Here is a 22,639-nt window from a genome sequence, read left to right as displayed (position 1 = left end):
AGTACGAGGTTCATCGCTTGCGACCCGTTCCAATCATTCCTTCGCTTTTGGGGCGAGTTGGAGAAGTACCTGACGTAGAGCCATGTCCCCCTCCTGAGTATATGGACCGCGAGTGCGGAAGTACTCATACCCCTGGCGGTCTACAACTAATAAGTATATGTGCTCTTCATCCGGCATATCCAAAGCGGAGCGAAAATCCCTTTTATCGAGATACAGCGTGATCGTACGTTCACGGGTTTTTGGATTAGGGGTGCCAGCTCGCATGCCTTCATTGATAAACATCTTGTATAAAGAATTCCTGGTCTGTATGGTTGGCAGCTCATAGTAAGCCAGATAGTCAACCTGCTCTTCCATTTCCCTGACCAATGCCATCCAGGAATCTACCTCCGTCTGCTGCCACTGTTCAAAAGCGATAAAAACAAGATTGAATCTGCCTTGGAAATCCCGAGGCAGGGTCAGCTTCTCTCTGAGCAAGTTGGATCCGGTTACTATAGGAAATGTCATTTCTATGACTATCCCAAGATTTTTTGTAGAGATACTATTCTCAGAAGAATAATACCATCCAAATCTACTTTTTCGCTGTCAAATATTAAATTAATGTTGCCCACTTGATTCCCTTTACCAGAATTCCGGATGGAAAGAATCATCTTTCGGTGATTACTGACTTGATGCCTTAGAGATTGGCTTTATTGATTAAAACCAGTTTACCCTGGAAAATTCGTTACCGTATCAAAAAAATAGTTAAGATAGTAAAAAAACAGTTTTTGCATTATGATTATATGTAGATCCTAAATTATTTAAAGCTCCTCGATAATCAGACTTAGGAGGTGGTTACCACAGAGAAATCCTGGTGGAAATATTCTTTTTCAATTGACAAAAATTTTCTAATAGCAGTTGATCATTTCATAAAAGGAGGATGATTCTGTGAAAAAGTACCTACGTATTCCCATTTTTCTTTTAACGGGCATAATGCTTGCCTCTCTCATTGCAGGTTGTGCACAGGCAACAACACCGACACCAGAAGTTATCACCATAGAAAAAACAGTGGAGGTTACCAAAGAAGTCGTTGTTACTCCCACCTCAGCGCCTCTTCCCGAAGGCAGTAAAATCATTTTACGAGTGGGCACTGGCGACAGTGGTGAAGGACTAAACCCACATCAAGAGATCATTGCCGAGTTTGAAAAACAAAATCCTGATATCCTGGTGCAGCTTGAGGCTGTTTCAGGAAATGACTATTACACCCGCCTGTTGACCCAAATTGCAGCTGGTGACGCACCAGACATTATCCAGATTGGCGATGATGCCGTTCCTATGTTTGTTTCAAAGGGAGGGTTCCTGCCCCTGGATGATTTTATTGGTGGGAATTATGCTTTAGATACCAGTATTTACCTACCGGGTACGTTGGATCCTGGTAAATACCAGGGCGTACAATATTTCCTGCCCAAGGACTTCTCGCCTCTGGCCGTCTATTACAATAAGAAGATTTTTGATGAGTACAACGTAGCTTATCCAAAAGATGATTGGACCTGGGATGATTTCCTGGCAACAGCACAAGAGCTTACCAAGGATGTCGATGGCGATGGTCAGACCGATATCTGGGGTGCTCAACTGTCTGCCAATTGGACCAGCGGATTTGAATACTGGGTGGCAGCTGCTGGCGGTAGCCTGATCAGCCCTGATGGCACGAGCTATGTTGGCTACATGGATTCTCCAGCGACGATAAAGGCAGTGCAGTTCTATGCTGATTTATATAACAAGTACAAAGTAGCCCCTCCACCTGCTGATTTTAACTTGTGGGCTGGTGGCAACCCCGAGTTCGAGTCAGGGAAAGCTGCCATGCGCCTGTTCGGTCGCTGGCCCCAAACAGGCCTGCTCAGCAATCCGAACGTGGACCTGGGTACAGTAGAAGTACCCGCTGGTGATGTGAAAGCCAACGTGCTATTCTGGGGAGGCTTTGGCATCTTCAGTGGCTCAAAGAATCCTGAAGCTGCCTGGCGCTTCCTGAAGTTCTATGTTGGTGCTGAAGGCTCGGAAATCTGGAAATTACACGCTATCCCGCCTGTCGCCGCCGTGGCAGAAGCTGCCGGTATGACAACTGATCCGATTGAAGGTGCCTGGATCCGTGGGCTTGATTATCTGGCCCCTCGGGCGTATGTATCCACCGATTACTGGGGAGAAACAGGCGACCCTGCACTGCGTAAAGCTCTTGAGACGGTATTGATCGATCCTAGTGCGGATGTAGCACAAGTTATGCAAACCGCCGCCCAGGAAGCTCAAGCTGCATTGGATGAAAAACTGAAATAACAATTTCTGACCTGGGAGTGCCCACATGGACATGGGCACTCCCACCTACCCCCCTAAGGCATCCCTTCGTTTATTTCCTCCCATGAACTTGGCCTCAATCAAAACCGGCCTGCGTATCTCCAGGCTAAAATTGCGTCAGCGTGAGGCTGTCTTCTTCTATCTATGCATCTCTCCATGGCTAATTGGTTTCATTTTATTTTATCTGGGGCCTATCCTAGCCTCGTTTTATTTCAGCTTGACCGAATGGGATCTACTGACTTCACCCCAGTTTGTAGGAATGGACAATTATATACGCCTGTTCACCAGGGATACGCTGGCACTCAAATCATTCCAGGTTACCCTGGTATATACCTTGGTCTACGTACCAATGGATTTGATTTTTGGCTTGTCGCTGGCTCTCCTGCTTAATCAAAAGTTACGCGGAATCGGCGTATTCAGAACTGTATATTATTTGCCATCCGTGCTGAGCGGGGTTGCCTACGTTGTAATGTGGATGTGGATGTTCAACCCTCAACATGGCTTGATCAATACCCTGCTCTCTTATATTGGTATTCAGGGACCTCGTTGGCTGCTGGACCCTAAATGGGCATTGAGCGCCTTGATCATGATGTCTTTATGGGGCGTTGGCCGGACAATGATAATATTCCTCGCAGGGTTACAGGATATACCTATAGTTCTGTATGAAGTTGCAGAGATTGATGGTGCGAATCGTTGGAATAAATTCTGGAAAGTAACTTTGCCCCTGCTGACGCCATCGCTTCTATTCAACTTGATTTTCGGCATTATTCTGACTTTTCAAACCTTTACCAACGCTTTTGTAGCAACAAACGGTGGACCGTTGGATTCGACCCTCTTTTATGTGCTCTATCTGTATCGCAAGGCTTTTGAACACCTTCAGATGGGGTATGCATCAGCCATGGCCTGGGTGCTTTTCTTAGTCGTTTTAGGCTGTACATTAGTGATCTTCATGACCTCAGGTAAATGGGTGTTTTATCGCAGTATCGGAGAATGATGGATGGCTTCTAGAAATTCATTTAATGAGCAAGACTATTTGCACCCTGCTCATTGGCGTAGGAATATCTGGAACCTGATCGTTTATTTGATGTTGATTGTGGGCTCTTTGATGTTTATCCTGCCACTCTTTTGGGCTTTGTCCTCCTCTTTCAAATCTGATTACCAGGTCATGCAGTATCCCCCCCAGTGGATTCCCAGTCCATTGCGCTGGCAAAATTATCCGGAAGCGCTGACCTATGTGCCTTTTGGACGTTTTGCCCTCAACACCCTTTTTATCGCTGCCCTGGCTATCCTTGGAAATCTTTTATCCTGTACCATAATCGCATATGGATTTGCACGGCTACGCGCGCCAGGCAAGAATTTCTTCTTCATCCTCATGTTATCGACCATGATGCTGGTTGAACCTGTCCGGATTATTCCGTTATATATTGAATTTAATACGCTTGGATGGATAGACTCTTACTTGCCACTGATCGTGCCAGCCTTCTTTGGCAGTCCATTTTATATCTTTTTATTAAGACAGTTTTTTATGAATATTCCCCTCGAGCTTGAAGAAGCCGCCTTGATCGACGGTGCTAACCGATTGCAAATCCTATGGAAGGTGATTTTACCGCTCTCAAAGCCAGCTTTAGCCGCCATCGCCATATTTAACTTTCAAGGAGTATGGAACGATTTCTTGTATCCATTAGTGTTCTTACACAAACAATCAAACTATACCATCGCCTTGGGACTAAATTTCTTTCGAAGCACATATACCGTGCACTGGGGATATTTAATGGCAGCTTCAATAGTTGCGTTGTTGCCCATGGTAATCATCTTCTTCATTGCTCAACGATACTTCATCCAGGGTATCACATTTACCGGGATAAAGGGGTAATTTTTTCATAAAATACCCCAAATAGAGCCTGTGGTTGATAGCATGCATGTTTGTAATATAAACATCCTGGTGGTTGTGGCACAGGCTGACAATACATTCTCCTTTCATTGAGGTACGATTGTGAAGAATGCTCAACCCAATATACTGAGCAGGTGTTGATATATCATTCTATGCTTTTTTTGTTCGTGCCACCAGGCTGTCGATGAATACATCAAAGCGCAATGTGTTGAGCTGCCCATTAAATCAGGCGGTCAAGTAGGATTTATTCGCAGGGAACCTGGCAAGTCTTGTTGATTCCACAACTAAGCCTTATAAAGAGATGGCTGTCTTTACTGAAACCAGTTAAGCCAGCTCATGATAACAACCAAGGAGCACAGAGTAGAAGCTCTGATTCAGATTGCATTCGCCACAGGATTACGGGAATCAGAAATTCTAGGCTTGCGGTGGACCGACCTTGATCGGATGAAGCAGTCGTTCAAGGTAGAACGCTAGCTGGAGCGTCTGCATGGCGAAGGTGGCTAGTATTCCGGTCCCAAGACATCGTACGGGAACGTTTGTACAATACTTGCAAGCAAAACGATCTAGAGATTACGCCAGCATTACGAACGACAGCGACAGAACGTAAAGCGGTTGGAGAAAAATGGATTGAGTTCGATCTTATGTTTCCTTCGCATGTCGATACGCAGATTCACCAACATAATCTCCTGCATGATTTTCAGCACCTCCTAATGCAGGTAAGTAAACATAACTTCTGAATTCATGATCTGCGCCACACAAGCGCCTCCCTATTGCTCAACCATCATGTCCCAGTGATCATAGTATCGAGACGACTAGGGCATAAAACGGTATCGATAACGAGCGATGTTTATGGTCATCTCCTACCCACTATGGTGGATGAAGTCGATGAGATGATCGACGACCTGGTGACATTGACCGAAGTAAAGCTAGATAAACCCATTTCTGTCGATAGATAATATTAATCATGGTCGCAGCCGGTTACAGCAAATTTTATCCCTGTAGATAAAATCCTTCGTCATACCCCCATATATATCCGTAATTGAACAAAAACCCCCGCCTAAGGGGGTAATTAAGTGGACCTGGAGGGATTCGAACCCTCGACCTCTTCAGTGCGATTGAAGCGGGAAGGGTATTCCGCTAGTTCCGATGCCTATTTTTGGTCTTTTTACCCCTATAAATCCGGAAAAATGGGGTAAAAACCGTCCAAATCTTGATTATTTACCATGCTGAGCGCTTCTGGTTGCACACGGTTGCACACGGTTGCAAACGGCATGAAGAAGGAAATGCAGCCCTAGCTCTGTCCTGAGGCATAAGTCCATCCCCAATGTGGTTGATGGATTTCCTTGATTCAAATCCCTAACCATCAGAATAAATTCCCATATTGGGTCAAGGAACAACGGATGTTCCTCATCGTTTCGGTGCAGGAAAATACCAATATTTAAATCAGTAAATAACATACAACCAAACTAAATAATTAGAAAAGGATATCAATATGTTCAAGGAAAAGGATTTTCAGGATAATGTCTTAAGAATCAACACACTCCTCAAAGCTAAAGATGTGGCTGAAATATTGAAGATCAGCCGCGCGATGGCATATACTTTGATGCAAAGAGGAGAAATCCCTACGGTCAGGATCGGAAAAGCTCGACGTGTCCGTCCCGAGGATTTAATAAAATATATCGAAAGCAATACAAATTCGTTGAACCCATATTTTGAATAGATAAGTAGGATAATCCACAGCCCTTTCTTGGTTAATTGACCAAGAGAGGGTTGTGGACACTGGTGTAAACTAATAATTCATCCACCTCTTAGTATCGAAGGATTAAATGGTCTAGAGAAAGTAGAAAAAGACATCTATTACGTCTAGGAAACTATGTTATTAAATGCTCTTTAGAACACATTTGTGTTCAAACCCTGCCCCCAGTATGAAGCAATGAAAGGCAACCCGGAACGATAAAAACACTTCACCATCTGATTAAGAGATGCAGAATATTTATCCTATACAATATTGACAGTAATTTTTTGGTTATAGAATCTATTTTATGGAAGTATTTTTACCTACCTGCTGAGCGAATCGATTGATTTACAATAAAACTGCACCACACATGCACGATGTCAGGTTAAGAGTGAGAATGAGAAGATCAATAAAATAACTTAGCCGGTATGCGGTGGTCTACTTGTATAATCTGAGATATATTGCTACTAGCTAGATACTCTCCAAAGGATATCAATTTTCCTCGTATTTAAGAAAATGGTGCATGTCCGGCCAATTTATAAAAGTGATGAATATAGCAATCTCGTACCAGGTTCAATGAGCAGGATTGGTGACATACTAGGTTAGATGATCTCTCTGACACTAGTTGGTTCATCTCTAAAACTTTAGTAAAAAAACCTACTATGACCCTAATCCGGAGATGTTTTAAATTATATTTTAACAATCATCGTAGTCAATGAATCAATCGTTGATGCTATTTTTAGTGTTTATTCTACCGGTAGGGCAGTATAAAACGATTGGGCACGATTCGCACTTTGGGGATTTAGGAGTGCAATAGGTTCGACTAAGCATTATCATCCCGACGTGCAGATCCTTACGATATTTTTCTGGAATCGAGGCTTGTAATTTGTTTACATTTTTATCAGTAAGTTTTTCGCCTTCTTTCGCCCAACCCAAACGCTTGGAAACACGAAAACAGTGCACATCGACAGGGAAGACTGGAATATCGAGAGAGTACACCATCACACATCGGGCTGTTTTGAGGCTAATTCCTGGAAGAGATGTCAATAATTTCTCGACCTCGTCTCTAGTCATTTTCCTCAAAGGTTCAAGAGTAACCGTACCAAATAGTTTATTTAATTTCGCTGAAGACTCGATGATGTATGAGGCCTTCTTATGTTGAAGACCACCGAGTTTGATAGCGTCACTGACGTCTTCGATCCTAGCAGATCCAAGATCATCGTGATCTGGAAACTGACGTAACAAGGATTCGAATGCGGTGGAATAATTATTCGGAGGGGTTCTCGACGAGAGAATGATATACAATAATTCTTCGAATGGATCTGGTCGATTACCTAACGAAGGACGCCCAAATGATCTAACGAGCTCATCCGTTATTTTATCGACGTTTGGAAAATATGAGCTTCCATTTTCCATCCTCGTATCTCATATTTTATCCACTATATTTAATAGTTCCGACACTGCTTTATCTTTTTCGATATATTCTTGATAACCTTGCAATGCATCTGTAATTAGTTGATCGTAAAGAACATATCGAGCTCCTTCCAAGGATAAATGCTGAATATTAGTCTCAGGTTGACTCTTTGGTTCAGGATGATCTCCGAGGATGATTATGGATTCAATTATAGGCTTCTCATCAGGTAAGTGGGATTTTAAACATTTTTCCAATGCATTCCGATATTTCCTGATTTGAGGGATTAATTCATCTACGGTTACCTTCCGATCGTATTTCTTCAATTCAACGATAATGTGTTTTCCTGCTGCAGTTTTGTACCGTATGTCGATCCTGCCTTCTTTCTCCTCTTTAGTCAATTTCGCAGTGACGGCGTTGAATTCTTTTGTAACTGATTGCTCAATCCTTTGATTCGTCGATGCTCTATCCCATGAGGGATGGAGCAACCACAAGTGGTCGAAGATATGCTCTTGAAGGACCCTCTCCTTCACTGATGGCTGACTATCAGCTAGTTTTACTAGCTTCTGGATTACTGCCAAACGCCCTTTTACGATGGTGTGGTACTGAACACGTTCGATCTCGTCGATGCCATCGAAAAATCCTTTTATAATCGCAAAGTCGTTTTCATCCTGTATTAGTTCGAACGTACTCAAAGAATCAGTCAATCTCAATCTTTCGAAAGCGAGGATACTAGATCTATATAGTTCACGTTTCGATTCGTCGTCTAATCCCTTCAAAGATTCGATTCTTGTGAATAGCTTTTTTGCGATCTCTTTCTGATCCTTACCAATTTTCAAAAACCACTCTTTGATCGCGGGATTTTCCAGTGCTTTCTTTTCTGCAATTTTTGATCGAAATTTGCCCCAATCGGTATTTACAGTGTCCAAAGAATCACTTAGGAATTTTTTGACGGCTTCGTAACGAGGATCGTCTTCTTTGACGTGTTGCCTATCACTAGTAACGAGATCTGCCTGCTCTTCATCATCCATGAATTCAGCATCGATTTCACCAATCAAATACTTCGAAAAGACACCACCCTCTTTAAGATCCTTTAGAACGTCTTCTTGGATCAATTTCCCTCGTGCGAAAACGACGATTGCGTTATTTTGCTCGTCGATATCATCCTGTGTCTTCACTGTACCTAACCATCCTTCGACCTTATATCTTTTAGTTCTATCGACCACGTCATCTAATAGTTTAGAGGATTGTAAATTAGGACATTCTTTAAGATATTCTTCACTTTTTTTCCCGAAATACCAGAGGAATTCGATCTTAGGAAAGAAATCTCTATCTTTCGCCGATATTGATTCGCCATCGACGAACACTTCGAAATGGTACTGAAGGCCGATGATGCTAAATCTACGAGCGAGTCTTCTCCTCATCGATGTTTCTAATGCACTAATGTTCTTCTTGAGATTCCGCAAGACAATCTTCGTTCCAGTTTCGATAACAATTAGACCTGGTTCTAACGGTTCTGGATAATATTTATTACCTCCTGTGAGCTGCTTCTCCATATCGTCGACATCCATGATGAATCCGCTTCTATCCCCATCTTTGACACTCTGGACTTCGACCGTATTCGCTATAGAGAAAACCGATAGTTTTCCAATTCCTTTCCTTCCCATGACCTTACGACCATACTTTGGAGTGACGATAGGTTCGTGCTTTCTCCTGAGATAACCAACAGTCAAATATCTAGAGTTCAATTCTTCCGATGACATCCCGTGGCCATCATCGAGGATGGCGATCTCGCCTTTTGACGAATCGATTTCGATATCTACTCTGGATGCATCAGCATCGTAGGAATTGGCTACTACTTCTGATAGGACAGCAGGCACGTTACTATATAGTCCTACACCCAGATGTTCGAGGGCATCTAGGGTTATCGTCATCTCATATTTGTGGGTGCTAGATTCATCCATCATATTTCTCCAAGTGGCGCCTTATACTTCGTGCAATAACCCTACCCAGATCTACAGGTACCGCATTCCCAATCAGTCTTGCAACTGCATCGAAATAAACAGGTTTTCCAGGTTCTACGAATTTGTAATCGGCTGGAAAAGTCTGTAATAGGGCTGCTTCTCTAAGTGAAATCGCTCTATTTTGTTCGGGGTGACCGAACCTACCATTTCCATACCCGTGGCATTCTGTGGTGATCGTCGGAGAAGGTTGATCCCAAGACATCCGACCATAAACGCTTCTATACGATGCTCCAGATGCTTTCTTGTGGCAAGCAGCAATCAGATCTTCCCTCCAATCCCTCCAGGTTCCCCCTGGGTAAGAAGATCTGATCCGGCGCAGATTGATTTCAGATAATCTACTCGACCTGTGGATCGGATCCACTTTACTGATCTCTCCAGCTTCAATGTGCTCAAGATGATAAATCGTATCCCTGACTGTCTTATATTTATCGGAAGGATATTGAGGATCTTCGAGATTCACTTTTCCAAATTTAGATGCAAAAAAAATGAGGCGAGTGCGTATTTGAGGGATCCCATACTGAGGGCAGAATACCTCGGGATATTCCGAAATATAATAACCAACTTGCTTCAATTTTGTCACGAATGCATCGTAAACTCTTCCTTTTTCGTAGCGCACTAAATCGGGGACGTTCTCCATCGATACGACCTCGGGTTTAATACTGCAGATTAAATCTCCAAATAGATCAATCAATTTCCATTTCTCTCCTGGACTATTTTTCTTCTTGGTATAAGACGAATAAGGTTGACAAGGAGCACACCCGACGAAAATTTTGTTATGATTTTCGGGAAATAGATTCAGTATCTCATTGGGGGTTGTTTCTTCAATCTTCTTCAAATTGAATCTAGAACCGGGGTTATTAGCCTCATAAGGGTATTTACAATTCTCGTCTGAATCGAAACCTGCCACAACGGGAAAACCTTCCAAGAGGAAGCCATGTGTCATTCCCCCTACCCCAGCGAACATCTCGACTACAGTATATCCTTTCACTTTTTGCAATCTCTCCAGATTTCAATTGGTACTGGTCTCATAGTAGTTATTTTACTGGGAAATCTAGATCCCGTAATAGTATATCAACGATATGAACGAGTTATAAGGAATTGAGAAAAACAAGCAATCGTAAACGTTTTCCTCTCAGATTATAGAGCACATGAGGTTAACAAAAAAGGGGTAGCTAAAATTCTAATGTAGAAAATTTGTGGTTGGATAATTAGTAAAGTTGGGCGAAGGATTTGTTACAGTTAAAATCAAAATGAAGGGCGAAAGCAACTAACCTGGTAGAGCGAGTAGTGAAAAAAAGGGAACAAAATTTTCGTGATTACCTGTGAGTAGATGTGCCTACTACTGGTTGCCTCGGAGGATATCGGCTTCTCTCGACAGAAACCCAGGAATCTTCGTGAGCCTGGATGCACGGAAAAACAACGCTACGAGGACTTACTAAGCTCAATCTTCATCCGGCATTATGGAAGGCAAAGACGCATAATTCGCGATACAGTATAACCAGATTGTTACTACTGGCATGCAAGCGATAAATATGTCATATTATGGAATCCGGAATGTAATCGTAAGGACATGTCTCGAGATCAATTAGACAAGATTGCCAATAACCTTATCGAGTTCGGTAAGACGATCGGACCAGCCGAGCTTTTTCCAGTTGTCGAGCCTAATACATATGGCTTGGTGGTCATCGATCCCTATGCCTTCTGCATCAATCTCTACAACCAGTTAGACTGCTTATCCTCGGCTATTTTCTTAGCGAAGACCCAGTTTTATACTTACTTCGTAAGTTTGCTTTTTTCATTGATGATTCTGGAAAAAACGGACCCACGTATCCAGTTTCGTGAATCCTTGATTCCGGTACCACCAATAGCATGATCCCACTTATACATTCTACCCTCAAGCGAAGAAATATCTCTGCTGGCAAGTTCGTTATTTCCGCCTAAGAACCCCACAATAACATCATCGCCCATTTTCTCGCACAACTCGACAATCGATTTAAAATCAGTACGATCTGCGAAGTTCACAGCCCGATCCGTCTTCGGTACATGTGCAGATTGGCGATTACGCACACGCTGGGAGGAGTCATCAAGCGAACAAAGATGACTTCGGATGATGGTCCACTCCTTTGCAAAAGAACCTGTGATGGTATTTGATAACATCCCGAATGTGAGAACCTTGTCCGCGTGCCCTTGTACATTACACTCTACACACTTGGGAACCAGATAGATGATTTTTACATCGTGACATTCGGAAATTTTATCCTTGTATTGTGACACCTTTTCTAATATGTACTGGTACTTCCCATACTCTTTAGATGCACCTTTCAACTGTTCCAAGTCTTCGATAAGGAATGAGCCACCCTCACTTCTGATAGCCCTTTGTTTATTGTGATAAATCGCGTTCTGGTCTGCATCAACAGAGGTGTCAGATGTTTTCAGCTCGACGAAGAGGAGTTGTCTGCGTACTGTGTTGTACATAAGCCAATCAATATTAGTGGATTGCCTGTTACCTGATTTTTTGAGTGGGAACTCTGGGCAAATCATGGCAACAGGTCCAGACAAATCCGGATCATCCTTAAGGGTTTCAATCAGAACATCCTCTAAGAACATACTCAGAATGGGACCTACTGCTCGCTCAATCTGTGCTTTGGGGATCATCGCTGCTTCCATGATGTGATCCATGAGTGTCTCGACGAATGATGCACGCATAGCTTTCTCCTTTACCGCCTCTAGAAGCATCTTTCTGATTATTATAAACCTAGCATAAATTTAGTTTACAGATCATAACCACTGACCGCTCTTGAGAGCCCTTTTCTGCAAAATTTCTCTTCGTCCTAGGCTCGACCCTCTGGTATAAATTTAACTCAAAATCTATGTTGAGATGTAACTACTCAGCCAGTATCATGAGCTGAGCAGTTACCTTTTATGTAAATCACCATGAGTGATAAACTTCGGGCATGACAGATGGAGTGTATACCCCGATTATAGGTTAATCAAAAATTAGCGTAATGTTGTGCAATTATTCCTTGTTGACAACTTTCACACAATCTCTATGGGAAATCCCTACTGCACTGTATTTTTTGAGTTTATCAGAATAGGTGCCACCTTCTAAGTATTTCTTAACTCCCTCAACAGACTGAGCCAATGCTTCTTCCCAGGTACAATCGAACTGCCAGGAGTAATAATCGCGCCCTGATGAAAACACTTCATCCCAGGTCCACTTGTTGTCGTTTTCATCAAATCTGCTTGTTGTCGTTAATTGCAAAGACCAACGATTACTTTCATCCTCGTATAGGTTAAAACTTATCGCTACAGCACCCTTAGTCGACATATGCTTTAGTATCGGGTTCAGCCATTTTTCAAACTCCTGATACTGGAATTCTTTGATATTACTTTCTAATTTATGAGACTCTTGGGCAGCAATACCAAGCTGCCAGAACTGATCGTCGTGAACATCGCACCCTCCAAGGATGAGAAAATATAGGCTGATTGCCTCCTGGCGAATTTCTACAACCTTTTCAGCATTGTGAAGATTTTCTTTATGGAAATAGCCATTTCTGTGTTTATCGCGCCAATCATCGATAGTTTTAACTATATGCCGCTTTACAAAATTCGAGACATTGAAAATCCCGCTGTTAGATTCAATGAAAGCATTAAGAGATCCAAGCGTCGTATCAATGCGTTCCTCGTTATCAGTTGTGTACTCGGCAATTGTATTATCCCGTGTTCTAATCTTCTTTCCCTGATCCTTGGAAAACTGAATAACAGTGAACAGGAGCTGTTCCACCGATTTTAAGTATCCAGACACGATTCCTGTCTGGTCAAGACTATTCGTCACTTGATTCAATCTGTATAGCCACTCTGAACTAATGAAACTATCGGCAAATGATGCATCACCTGTCATCGCCTTATAAAGTCCTCGACTAATGTAGTTGTTATATAGGATTTCAACCTGGCTTTCAAAGATATCTTCCGGTATAAAATCCCGATAAGGGTATTTGCACAGCATATCTGACACGCTTTCCTTGAAATGTTCGATTGCGTCATCGGTCGGCGTGATAACAGTGTTGTAGCCTATTAGGCACCTAGCGCGTTCGTTAAATTCATTTACATAGTCCATAAACGCAGAAAACTCTTCGGGTCCAAAGTACGAATCAAAAATGTCTTTTAGCGTACATAAACGTATAGAACTTCCACGTTTTTCCTTGATTTGATTCGGCACGCTGATGATGTCTTGATAAGCTAGCTCATCTGGGTTATACATTTTTACAACTTTCACGCAATCAACATCATATTTTTCAAGGTTCTTTGATACATAATTTGATCTGCTTGGAAAATAATAGCCTACTTTCCGGCCATCTTCCATCATGACAAAAGAAAACGGTGAGAACTTCCACGGCTCACCCCGAATCATTTTGGAAAACTTGGGGTCAACAGGGTAAGTGTCGTACGGTATGTTGTTTTCCTCAAACAAATTAATTAGTAATTCTTCTACTGCATAGACCGCTCTACCCTCATTAACAGATACTATAGATTCATACAGACTGTAATCGCTATCACCAAGGTCAAAAATCGGTGCAAGCGCAGTTTTTTCCCTGTCATAGCGTCTAGACAATGCATCTTTACTTTCTTTTATCTGCTTAAGTAGTGAATCAAACGTATATTGATACAGATCGCTATTATCCATAGCTACCTCCACTTCTATAGAGCAGCTCTCGATCGTTGCTTCTCGGCTATCTAGCACCTTTTGTGCTTTTATCTGGAAGGCATCCTTTACATCCGCAGCAATGTAACTTGCATCATTCTTGATGGCAACTAAAAAATTAGCAATGCCCGGGAAATTGATACGTAGAATTACGCCCTTCGTAAAGGCGGCTTTATCCTGAGGATGATTTATGTACGATCTGATTAATGCATCGGATATATCAATAATTGTAAACGTCCCACTAGAGATGGTGACCAATCGGGCTATACATCTGTTATGACGAGGCAGGAAGTTGCGCTGCTCCAGCCTATTGATTTCTCTAATAGACTTGATATCTTTATTCTTAATTTCCAATAGCAGCCTTTTGATGAAGTAAAAACCATGTACTAAACAATAATTTATTATGACAGGCACAGTCTGCTTGATCAGATGTTTGCCGATGCCTATCTCTGTCCGCAGGTCGATCCTGACTAAATCATTTAGGCCTTCATGTGGAATAGCTGTCCCATTGAATAGTTTTGATATCCATTTTGAAAATTCAATTCTTTCGTCCTTGTAATTGATCATAATTTTTTTAATCAAAGGCAAGGTAGAGGCTTCCTTTAGCATTGATAAAACCGGCCCAGGAATACCCGTCCCTATTCCCGATGATTGGCTAGATCCTGCCATGTCACTAACAAGGTGAAAAAACCAGTTTACAACACCAAAAAAGACCTTATCTTCAAAGGTATTGCCAATAGAGTCTGAAGCTGGAATCACTAGATGCAGTAAGTCGCCATTGGTATCAGTGCCATAACCTTCACCTGTGAACTGCGTTATTATTGAGCATATCAAGCCAAAAGGAGATGTATGATGAGAAAAGTCGCGCAAGTGGTGCTGCAGCGTACCGCCCAAATCTGAGGTCAATTTATCTGAAGGGTTAGGGTATTTCTCTTCTAGATATCTTATCGCGTCCTCAAGTCCGTCCTTGTTATAACCTTCGTGTTGGGCCACTTTTACTACAAACTGGTTCACCTGTGTCTGTCCCCAAGACTGAGCATTAAGTAAAGATAATTCGCCTACCCAAAAAACATCCATCATTCCTGTGAGCACACCGACTGAAGCGGCAAACAAACAATCCCACTTATCTGCCTTTATAACAGATGTATCGTCCTCTGCGAATACGGAAGAGCTGTATTTTGAAGATGTAGTTTGTAATATGTTACCGTACTCAACGTTAAAGGTCTGATCTTGCATAGACGAAATTTCGGACTCGATAATTGTTTCTTCTTCTTTCCCTGGCAAATTTTTGGTAATTTTATCCATCCTATCTTGTCCTCCTGGTAAAAATGTCATAGCTAAACAAATCAGAAGATACTATTATGGTAACCGCTCAAGCGGGTGAGGAAAACCGTGTCTGAAGGAAATGTGCGATTGTTTCTATGCCTGAGCAGCTACGATGTGACTATCTTTTGTCTCGGTCCGTTATGAGCCAAGCACCGATGGTAGAACATTGTTAATGACTGGTAAGACCGTCGATCGATTGTTTCAATATAGCCAATTAGGGATTCCCAGGAAACTGCCTCAATATGAATTATTTCGATGGTTGGTGAAAACCAGATATCGACCCAATCACCTAGTTCATTTGAGAAGGATTTCGCACGTGCCTGTACTGCTTTTTTGATGGCATCTTTGTTCAGCATCTGAGTAAATATGCCAGCATTGGTTTGTTTCTCAGGAGCCACAACTAAAAATGCAAGGCTCGTCATGATTGATGGTGGACGATTAGCCCTTTGTAGAAGTTCGGTTATACAAGCTACATTTCTAGCTGCCTGGTTATAATTTGGTGCATTCCGGGTTCCACCTGATAATGGGCTGTAGATCTTAGCCTCAAGAACAATAAGTTGCGTCGCATCAGCCAGTAGCATAGCATCAGCTTTGGCACTTCCTCCAATAGAAATGTGACCTAGAATCCCATCTGCATGGGTACGGGCTTCTGCTCTCGTATCGCCACGGTAGCGGGGTCTGAATGGAGAGGGCAGCAAAGCCTCTGAAAACCAGGTAGACTTTGGCTGTAATAATAATGGCTGGTCCATGTTATAGTTTCTCGAGTACCAATCAAGCACTAGTCTCAGTAACCACCCCTCGTTGAATATCAGCGTGGGAGGAAAATTAGCCGGCTCGACTACCGCCGAGTCGATCAGTTTATGAACACCATCAAGCATAATAACCTCACATTTCTGCTCTTCTAAGAGCCATGCTTATCCGCATCAGTACTAAACTCTGTCAGCTGCGTACAATCGTATATTCGATATCTTAAATCTCAGACTTTTTTGGTCTTGCGAGCATTGCCATAACATTGTAAACAGACGGAATTGTAGTTAATCTCTCTGTGCGATCCAAACGATTAAGTTGTACACCAGTGATTCCTTCCCACTTTTTAATATCAGAAGCCATATAATAAATAACATCTCCAAGATCAACGGTTTTAAAAACGTGCAACCATTGAGCATTATCCACGGGTAATACAATTTCAGGTAAAACCGAAAAAAGTATTTTACTGGCTCCAACGAGACCGTAACAAGTATCCCCCATTGTGTACTGTAAAAGTTCTTTTGTGATTTGCCAGATTTCCGCGATTACGCCGTTCCGCTCTCGATCACTTAGTTCTATGATATACCTGTCTCGGGATAATCCACTTTTCCGTACTGCATTGTTTATTTCTATCAATCGAGCTCCAATTGCAATCCAACAGCTATGTAATATCTCAGCTGAGTTCTCATGAAATGGTCCTCTTCTGGTCATTCCAAAATTTGATAATAGACGAGATGGCCATTTATAGAATATTTGTCCATCGCTATCCAGAACCTTGGAATTATGGATTGTTTCATAAATCGTATTACTATAACTATTCCCAAATTTATTAATTCTTTCTCTTATCTCGTCGGGACTTTTAAATTGACCATTTACATGGAATAGTATTTCATTAGGACTCATTTTGCCTCTGTGAATTTATACAGATTCAACAATATTGCTTTGATTATATGGACGACTTAATTGCTCTATTATGGTCTTTAATCATTTTTCTTCATGAGGGATATGCTATGATTTGTCTATATTCGCAGCGGTTGAGCAAACTAACACAATAATTGGTTATTGCTGGATCTTTTGGAGAATGCATATACCGAACCGGTCATGTAAATTATTGTAGTACTTTACGTCTTTTTTTATTGTTGATTAACCGCTTCTCCCTCAATTTTATTAAAGATATGCCTATACTTGTGCCTTTATTGACTTCATCCTGGGCAATCAATCCTAATAGCAGTAATTCTCTAATTTTCTCACCTGTCCGATGCCACCTGAGACGATTGCATCTTGTACAGGCAGGTAGGTAATTGTCTACAGAATTTTTTCCACCTTTATCGCGCTGGATGACGTGGTCGACTTCCCAGTATCCTGATAAATCTCCATCATGCCATCCACGTTTTTCGAATTCCACAGGATCCCCACAGAAGTGACAGTGACCCTGCGTCTTCTCCCATATTTGCCGCAATTGCCTCTCGTACATAAAATCATTTCGCTCCAGGAAATCTAATATAGTCACACGAATTCTTCAGTCGTTCACAATAATAACAAGGTGCTGCTCCAGTGCGGCTGATTCAACCAGGTGCCACTGTTTATCTTTTTACCGGGGATTAGCATTTTCGTGGTTTACCTAATTAATCGGAATTAATAAGAAATCACATATATGTTTGTGAACCCAGTTCCTACTCACATCTTTTCAACCATTCAAGTGTTTTTGCAACAGCCTCCTCAATTGCTTTTTTATCGGATGTATAGATCCCTGGACCGCTTACATGCTTGTCGTTCCAAATCCCAGCTTCACTTACGACCCGATTGGTACAATCACTTCCCAGCCATGTCTTGGATAAATGGCATCTTTTACAATAAGCGATCGTGCTGATGCAATGCCCTTCCAATCGGCATCTTTTATTTTTATCATCGACTAGGATAAATTTATAGCTTATATCGTTGCGTATCCACTCGGTTATCTGTTTTTCCAGGGAGATCTCCTTATCAATATCCCGAAGGTGTTTTTTCTCCATTCGATTATTTTTCTTAATAAAGTCAATTTCCCAGACTCCAATATATGGATCGCCAGAGCGATTTAATATTGCTCTACCGATATGTTTCCGGAAAATGCTACGGTCAGAAGCTTTCGGTTGGTCATTGCGGAAATTCATCCACTTATCGGATGGCGAAAAGTGTTGCCCTAACCGTTTGGGTAAGTTCCCTTGCCCTGTATGGCTACCTACTCGGGTGATTCGCAGCTTGTTTCCTTGTGTACTATGTGCCTCACAAACCTCGTACATGAAATAAATCCCATTCGGGGGAATGCAATCCTGCCGATAAGGATACCTATACATAGGAAGTGGTTCAAATATTCGATGTAGCCATTCACAGTTATCATTCATCTCATCACCTTATCTCAGCTACATGAGAGAAAAGATTGATCAGCATTCCTTGTTTCCTTGCATCTTGGACCAGCTTTTTATATAGCCGATGAAATCTTGTAGGCAGATGGTAGAACCAGATTTCATCATATCCAATCAATTTTTCACCAAAATTCTTCAGTAATACTTGATATTCGTTTTCTGTGACTGCTGAAGGAGACATGTCATACCAAGGGATAACATCGCTTGGTAATACAATACCATATTTATCCGAGAAGATCGCCCAATTGGCGTGGCATTGCTTGCATCTGCTGACAAAGCGTTGGATAAACGCTGCGGTATAAAGCCTATCCGGGGTGACCTTTTTGTTGGTACCTTGCAGTGCGTCATCCTTCTTCCAAGAGCAATGCGTGATATATATTTTGCCCACCATATTATTCCTTTCAAACGATTGGTCTGCCTAATTAAAGCAGATAATCTTCCATGATCCGACCGAATTTTCGTAAATCAAGCGGCTTGCTAAAATACGCATCACCACCGCCCCATAAGAACATTGGCTCGACCTCGTCAACGGTAAGCATAAAAAACAATGTTTCACGCAGTTCTTTACGCCGGCACAAATCCCAAGTCATATTTAAACCGCTCAAGCAATCATTGTATTTTAGATTATCCGTAATAATAACCTGGGGAAATACGTGCAGGGCTAATTCTACAGTTTTTTCTTCCGACGTGGCGATCTCAACTTGGCATCCCATCCTTTGGATGAATCTCTGGTTGAATCGGATAATCGCTGGATCATCTTCGGATATTAGAACTAATGGCGGGATATGTAAACCTGGTATGACTCGGTGTACATAATGCGTTCTTAAAGGTAAGCCTTGCATGGATGCAGCAGCTTCCCGCGCATGACGACGTACCCTATTGGAATTACTGGCAATCATTGCTAATATATCAGCAAAAGCAGGTCGATAATTAAGCTCGGATAGGGCAGTGCAAGCCCAAGCTCGTACTCGACTATCGGTGGCTTTGAGCAAACTACGGCAAGGCTCGGCGAACAGAGGATCCTTGAGAGCTGCCACAACCATCACGGCTCTCCAGGTGGCATCGGGGTTTGCACCAAGGACAAGATTGCTCGTCCAAAAAGAATAAGGACCGTATGCTTGGGCGATATCCAGGATGGATTTGCAGAACTTTGGGTCTTGAAAGGAAGTCATATCGATAACTTTACCTAATACTTATGCCCTTATAAACCTATTAATTGGTTGTTTACTGCGGAAATACACCCACCACACACAATCAAACAGCTCAACCCGGTGCCGTTTCGGCTCAATTACACTCAAGCTGGGCCATACTTCCTTGTTTTCCGGGCGAGTCAGGTCATAGTAGATCCATTCCAACGCAGTGGTTATTATTTTTCCTTCCCTGACACTATCGTTACGAGCTGGCTTATTCCACCACTTAGGATACATATACGCACCAAAAATTGCCTGGTTATCAAGGATGGGTATAAGCGCCGGCCGCTTTTTGTGGAGCACCTTTGTGGCGACTGAAGCAGTAATACCTGGTAGCTGAGCCAGCTTGGCGATTAATCCTGCCACTAATATACGCTCGTCAGTTGAGGTGTTTTCAAGTGGTTTAGCTGGAAGATCAGCCAGGTCAATGGACTGAATGTGTTTCTGAAGGCTGTAGAAGGCTCTCCACCCGACGCGAGAGTTCATCAACAGGGTGACCGCCAGGTCTTCAGGAAGGATTTTGTTCGCTGGGGTTATCGGTCCATAGTCCAGATAGTCATAGCCGGTATCCTTCCGATATTGCAGAAGTAAACTATCTGCATCTGGTATTACCCGGTCAATGTGACCTGCTCCCAAGGTTAGAGTAACCATCATTCCCTTTCCTTCCCTTAGCTTCCTTCACTCCAACGCAATGCCAATTAAATTTCAGCTCTCAACATTAACATGATTAGCCTGTCAATCTGTTCATCCACGACGTATATACACTTCGAAAATAGCCTGGAAGTCCTGGATGGGTCTGGGCATAACCCCGGGAAATTGTGATAATGGATCTATGATCTTTCCAACTCAGCCAGGTAAGTCCGGTATGATATTAATGCAGCGATTATCGGGCCAAGCAATATGCCTATACAAAATGCCCACATGATTGAATCTTGAGGCAGCATCGCCATGATTGATAGGAATAACATATAAACCAACAAACATGTGATCAATCCGATTAACCCTTTGACTGCAAGGGGATTAGTCAACCCGGGTTTCTTCGAATGCTTATTGATGACAATCTCCCGACTCGGACCGATCACTTTAATTCGAGCTAGAGGTGCAACATTTCTTAAAAAAATATATGATCCTAGAACAAATCCTATTGTAGTAACCAGGAAGAGAACCCCTATTCCAATTGAATTACTAGTATTGGTATAGCTTGGGAATGCAGTAGCCATGATAATTGCGCCAATAATTGAGAAACCTATTAATAATAATAAACCAAGCGAACAACCTTTAGCCAAAGCGCCAAACCCTATTCCAGGTGCTTTCATAGCAGGAGCTGCAGCAATAGAAAAAATTGATTGTGTAGTGGATGATACTGCGAGATTAGGTTGAGAAGTTACAACAGGCTGTACCAGACCAGTTCCGGCAGGTAGTATCGTCGGCACCCCTGCGGATTGTTTGGGGGATGAGATTGATCCGACGATTTCCTTTCCTAGCGCAGCTATGCCGGCAAACAGACCAGTCAATGCGAGCAATAATCCTGCAAATAGTCCTGTTTTTACAGCAGAGCCAGTAGAAGGCTGCTGCTGAATTGAAGGACTCATTTTTATAGCATTCTTTCTGGCTTGTTCTACAGCTTTCTGTATATCCTTTTCAAGCCTGCTAATCTGTTTGGTTAGAGCTGCCTGCTCTTGGGCCAACCTGTTCACATACTCCTTGGTCACGCTGTTCTGTGGCATTTGTTTTACGGTATTTAGATCCCCATTAACCAAGGCGAGACGGTTCTTCAGCGATGCGAGCTCATTCTGGTTTACCGCCAGACCCGGCGAGCTCAACATGCCTGATACACGTTTATTCTCCAGCTGCATCCACGCGTCGGTTACTGTTATCTTCCGGTCTGATAATTCCTTCAAAACCCCTTGCGTTTCAGGGGAAGAAGCCATCTGACGAACTTTTGCTTCATCTTCATTCAAAAGGCGTAAGTAACTCTGCGCTTCATTCAGATCGTCAAGAGGGAGGGTTGAGACATTAAATGTCTGTAAACCATTCTTAATCATGATGGTGCGTAAATCGAATAATTCTTTCCTGACACGCCCAATCCGAATATCTAAATCATAATTGAATTGTTTTTTCTGAGCGGCAGAGAAGTCCGTATGGGAAAGCAGATTTCTCTGAGTATTTAGCCAATTGAAATAATCTTCTGCAGTTTGAAGGCGAGAATTTATATCCTGCGGACCCAGGGCAGCAACATTTAACCGCTTTCGGTAAAGCTCTTCCAAGGTATAAAACTCGATCCCACGCAGGTTACTAATCTGTTTCTGGATTTTTGGGGACTTCTCAGATCGCTCCAGCCCTCGAATTTCCGCCTGTAGATTTCCCAGCTTCATCTCTGCCATCGAAATCTCCTGAGTGGCTTGTAAGCGCTGCAGCTCGGTTCGGGTAACTAGCGTGTTCTCTCGGATGACCTCCTGGGTTCCAATACCAGTATCCTGGATGGCTTTGGTGAGCTTCTCGACAGCTTTCAGACCAATATATCCCTCACCACGCTCAACGGCGAAGAATGACCCACACGCAGCGCAGTTGATATATTCAACATCGTCTGAAATTGCGATCGGCGATCCACACTCTGTGCAGTTGGTTTTCTTTAGCTCCATTGTTTTCTTATTCCTTTAAAATTTATATCAGCTTGGTCATGATTTCGAGGTTATTTTTAAAAGGGTACGTGATCTTCATGATGCAACATCATTACCAGTATAATCGTTGGAGAGGCATTTACATTTATCGAGGATTAATTATCAATTATCTGATCTTCTTCCACCAGGGCTCTTTAGTGTGATGCACTTCCTGGGTATGGTTCACTCGGTCTCACCTGATCACTATTTTCCCTCACGCCTCGCACTA

At 42.5% G+C, this 22,639-nt stretch carries 20 protein-coding genes; 6 read left to right on the top strand and 14 right to left on the bottom strand.

The window, feature by feature from the left end:
• Positions 1–33 precede the first annotated feature (33 nt).
• Positions 34–504 carry a hypothetical protein gene (locus tag C3F13_08390; GenBank protein PWB53912.1) on the bottom strand — a complete coding sequence of 157 codons (471 nt, stop codon included), beginning with the start codon at positions 502–504 and terminating at the stop codon, positions 34–36.
• 420 nt (positions 505–924) lie between these two features.
• Between C3F13_08390 and C3F13_08385 the strand changes: the two genes are divergently transcribed.
• The 6 genes from C3F13_08385 to C3F13_08360 all read left to right on the top strand — a co-directional run bounded on the left by C3F13_08385 (position 925) and on the right by C3F13_08360 (position 5,933).
• The gene (locus C3F13_08385) at positions 925–2,304 is read left to right on the top strand and encodes a hypothetical protein (protein ID PWB53911.1); all 1,380 of its coding nucleotides are present in this window, start codon (positions 925–927) and stop codon (positions 2,302–2,304) included.
• Positions 2,305–2,335: 31 nt separating this feature from the next.
• Entirely contained in the window at positions 2,336–3,316 is a 981-nt protein-coding gene (locus tag C3F13_08380; protein PWB53953.1) for an ABC transporter permease, read from the top strand.
• 3 nt (positions 3,317–3,319) lie between these two features.
• Complete coding sequence (locus tag C3F13_08375) at positions 3,320–4,195, top strand: sugar ABC transporter ATP-binding protein (GenBank protein ID PWB53910.1); 876 nt, start codon at positions 3,320–3,322, stop codon at positions 4,193–4,195.
• A gap of 354 nt (positions 4,196–4,549) precedes the next feature.
• The gene (locus C3F13_08370) at positions 4,550–4,687 is read left to right on the top strand and encodes a hypothetical protein (GenBank protein ID PWB53909.1); all 138 of its coding nucleotides are present in this window, start codon (positions 4,550–4,552) and stop codon (positions 4,685–4,687) included.
• Between the two features lie 263 nt (positions 4,688–4,950).
• Entirely contained in the window at positions 4,951–5,169 is a 219-nt protein-coding gene (locus tag C3F13_08365; protein ID PWB53908.1) for a hypothetical protein, read from the top strand.
• Between the two features lie 536 nt (positions 5,170–5,705).
• Positions 5,706–5,933: a DNA-binding protein gene (locus C3F13_08360; GenBank protein ID PWB53907.1), complete on the top strand. Its 228-nt coding sequence runs from the start codon at positions 5,706–5,708 to the stop codon at positions 5,931–5,933.
• A gap of 735 nt (positions 5,934–6,668) precedes the next feature.
• Here the strand turns inward: C3F13_08360 and C3F13_08355 are convergent.
• The 13 genes from C3F13_08355 to C3F13_08295 all read right to left on the bottom strand — a co-directional run bounded on the left by C3F13_08355 (position 6,669) and on the right by C3F13_08295 (position 22,392).
• Entirely contained in the window at positions 6,669–7,364 is a 696-nt protein-coding gene (locus C3F13_08355) for a hypothetical protein (protein ID PWB53906.1), read from the bottom strand.
• A gap of 9 nt (positions 7,365–7,373) precedes the next feature.
• Positions 7,374–9,326 carry a hypothetical protein gene (locus C3F13_08350; GenBank protein PWB53905.1) on the bottom strand — a complete coding sequence of 651 codons (1,953 nt, stop codon included), beginning with the start codon at positions 9,324–9,326 and terminating at the stop codon, positions 7,374–7,376.
• Positions 9,316–10,347, bottom strand: coding sequence for a DNA (cytosine-5-)-methyltransferase (locus C3F13_08345; protein ID PWB53952.1), 1,032 nt, complete (start codon positions 10,345–10,347; stop codon positions 9,316–9,318). Before C3F13_08345 ends, C3F13_08350 begins: the two co-directional genes overlap by 11 nt.
• 809 nt (positions 10,348–11,156) lie before the next feature.
• Positions 11,157–12,089: a hypothetical protein gene (locus C3F13_08340; protein PWB53904.1), complete on the bottom strand. Its 933-nt coding sequence runs from the start codon at positions 12,087–12,089 to the stop codon at positions 11,157–11,159.
• 310 nt (positions 12,090–12,399) lie between these two features.
• Positions 12,400–15,390 (bottom strand): hypothetical protein, encoded by a 2,991-nt coding sequence (locus C3F13_08335; GenBank protein ID PWB53903.1) that lies wholly within the window; start codon positions 15,388–15,390, stop codon positions 12,400–12,402.
• A 128-nt stretch (positions 15,391–15,518) separates the two neighbouring features.
• Positions 15,519–16,289, bottom strand: coding sequence for a hypothetical protein (locus C3F13_08330; GenBank protein ID PWB53902.1), 771 nt, complete (start codon positions 16,287–16,289; stop codon positions 15,519–15,521).
• A gap of 91 nt (positions 16,290–16,380) precedes the next feature.
• On the bottom strand, positions 16,381–17,061 hold the full coding sequence (locus C3F13_08325) for a hypothetical protein (GenBank protein ID PWB53901.1): 681 nt from the start codon (positions 17,059–17,061) through the stop codon (positions 16,381–16,383).
• A 205-nt stretch (positions 17,062–17,266) separates the two neighbouring features.
• Positions 17,267–17,632: a hypothetical protein gene (locus C3F13_08320; GenBank protein ID PWB53900.1), complete on the bottom strand. Its 366-nt coding sequence runs from the start codon at positions 17,630–17,632 to the stop codon at positions 17,267–17,269.
• A 199-nt stretch (positions 17,633–17,831) separates the two neighbouring features.
• On the bottom strand, positions 17,832–18,539 hold the full coding sequence (locus C3F13_08315; GenBank protein ID PWB53899.1) for a hypothetical protein: 708 nt from the start codon (positions 18,537–18,539) through the stop codon (positions 17,832–17,834).
• Between the two features lie 4 nt (positions 18,540–18,543).
• Positions 18,544–18,951 carry a hypothetical protein gene (locus tag C3F13_08310; GenBank protein PWB53898.1) on the bottom strand — a complete coding sequence of 136 codons (408 nt, stop codon included), beginning with the start codon at positions 18,949–18,951 and terminating at the stop codon, positions 18,544–18,546.
• A 31-nt stretch (positions 18,952–18,982) separates the two neighbouring features.
• Complete coding sequence (locus C3F13_08305; protein PWB53897.1) at positions 18,983–19,732, bottom strand: hypothetical protein; 750 nt, start codon at positions 19,730–19,732, stop codon at positions 18,983–18,985.
• A gap of 21 nt (positions 19,733–19,753) precedes the next feature.
• Positions 19,754–20,404 carry a hypothetical protein gene (locus tag C3F13_08300; protein ID PWB53896.1) on the bottom strand — a complete coding sequence of 217 codons (651 nt, stop codon included), beginning with the start codon at positions 20,402–20,404 and terminating at the stop codon, positions 19,754–19,756.
• Positions 20,405–20,580: 176 nt separating this feature from the next.
• Positions 20,581–22,392 carry a hypothetical protein gene (locus tag C3F13_08295; protein ID PWB53895.1) on the bottom strand — a complete coding sequence of 604 codons (1,812 nt, stop codon included), beginning with the start codon at positions 22,390–22,392 and terminating at the stop codon, positions 20,581–20,583.
• Positions 22,393–22,639 lie beyond the last annotated feature (247 nt).

The organism is Anaerolineales bacterium, assembly GCA_003105035.1.
Classification (GTDB): Bacteria; Chloroflexota; Anaerolineae; order Anaerolineales; family UBA4823; genus FEB-25.
The sequence above is the reverse complement of the archived record's forward strand: the minus strand, read 5'-3'. Positions and strand labels throughout refer to the sequence as shown.